This is a genomic window from Streptomyces sp. NPDC046465 (assembly GCF_040646035.1).
Taxonomy (GTDB): Bacteria; Actinomycetota; Actinomycetes; order Streptomycetales; family Streptomycetaceae; genus Streptomyces.
Genome location: NZ_JBEYZK010000085.1, coordinates 1 through 1,674, shown reverse-complemented (window position 1 = coordinate 1,674; position 1,674 = coordinate 1). Strand labels below are relative to the sequence as shown.

The window sequence follows — 1,674 nt, the reverse complement described above, 5'->3', positions numbered from 1 at the left end:
GCTAGGGCCTGTCTGACAAATGATTACCCCGTGGACTCGCGGAGCCAGAGGATCAAGGAAGCCAGGACAACTCCGGCACGGTAGCGGTCGCCGAGCTTGTCGAACCGGGTCGCGATCGCGCGGAACTGCTTGAGGCGGGCGAAGCATCGTTCGACGACGTTGCGGTCACGGTAGGTGACCTTGTCGAAGGTCGGCGGCCGGCCACCGAGGGCTCCGCGTCGGTGGCGGTTCGCCGCCTGGTCGCGGCGCTCGGGGATCGTGGCAGCGATGCCCCGGCGCCTCAGCATATGGCGGATGGCCTTGCTGGAATACGCCTTGTCACCCAGCACATGGTCCGGTGTCGTGCGCGGGCGGCCCGCGCCGAGGCGCGGGGTGCGGATGCCGTCGAGGACCTGGCCGAACGCCGTCGCGTCGTTGACGTTGCCGGGCGTGAGCACAATCGACAGGGGCAGGCCCCGGCCATCGACGGCGAGATGGACTTTGGTGGTCAGTCCGCCTCGGGAGCGGCCGAGGGCCTGGCGCGCCTGCGAGCGGCCCGGATCTTCCAGTTCGTCCCCGTTCACATCCCCCTTTTGCGGGCGCCGACTGCGTGCTGGTGGGCTCGGTTGATGGTGGAGTCGACGGAGACGGTCCATTCCACCCGGCCCACCGCGTCATCGCGGACCTGAACGTGCTCCAGCAACCGTGCCCAGGTGCCGTCCGCCTCCCAGCGGGCGAACCGCTCGTAGACGGTCTGCCACGGCCCGAACCGGTCGGGAAGATCCCGCCACGGAGCCCCGGTCCGCAGCCGCCACAGCACCCCGTTGACCACCTGCCGGTGATCACGCCACGGACGGCCCCGTCCGTCCACCTGAGGCAAAAGGGGCTCTATCCGCCTCCATGCCGCATCCGTCAACTCACCTCGACCTGTCACAAGATCAATTATCAGACCGGCTATAGAGTCCTGCCCGTGGCGAATCATCAGGACGAGACCAGGACGGCCTACGACGGTGTCGTCGAGCTGTACGCATCGCTGTTCGCAAACCGGCTGGAAACACAGCCTTTCTCCCGGGCCATGATCGGCACCTTCGCCGAACTGGTGCGCGCGACGGGCAACCTGCGGACAGCGGACGTCGGGTGCGGGCCCGGACATCTGACAGCCATGCTGCACGAACTCGGCCTGGACGCCTTCGGACTAGACCTTGCCCCCGGCATGGTCGACCACGCCCGGCAGGCCCATCCGGCGCTGCGCTTCCAAGAGGCGCGGATGGAATCCCTGCCGATCGAGGACGCCGCGCTCGGCGGCGTGCTGGCCCACTACTCAATGATTCACACCCCTCCGGGGGAACTACCGGAGCTGCTCGCCGAACAGGTACGCGTCCTGGCACCGAACGGTCTGCTCCTGGTCTCCTTCTTCGGGACCGACGGACAAGTACCGGTCCGGTTCGACCACAAGGTGGCGCCCGCCTACAGCTGGCCGGTGGATCGCCTCGCCGAACTGCTGGGCGATGCTGGGCTCGATCCCTTCGCCCGGCTGCTCCACGATCCATCCTCTGATCGGGGCTTCCTCGACACCCATCTACTGGCCCGCCGTTCGTAGCCACTGCCCAGTCCCCCCAGCCGATCGGCGCACCTCCGGATTGCCAGCTCAGCCGAATCTCGCTGATCAGACCGGAATTGTCAGACACCCCCTAG

At 67.6% G+C, this 1,674-nt stretch carries 1 protein-coding gene and 1 pseudogene; one reads left to right on the top strand and one right to left on the bottom strand.

What is annotated here, in order from left to right:
- Position 1: 1 nt before the first annotated feature.
- A pseudogene (locus ABZ953_RS39335) lies at positions 2 to 913 on the bottom strand (IS5 family transposase).
- A gap of 36 nt (positions 914 to 949) precedes the next feature.
- Between ABZ953_RS39335 and ABZ953_RS39330 the strand changes: the two are divergent.
- On the top strand, positions 950 to 1,579 hold the full coding sequence (locus ABZ953_RS39330) for a class I SAM-dependent methyltransferase (RefSeq protein ID WP_030565738.1): 630 nt from the start codon (positions 950 to 952) through the stop codon (positions 1,577 to 1,579).
- Positions 1,580 to 1,674: the final 95 nt, after the last annotated feature.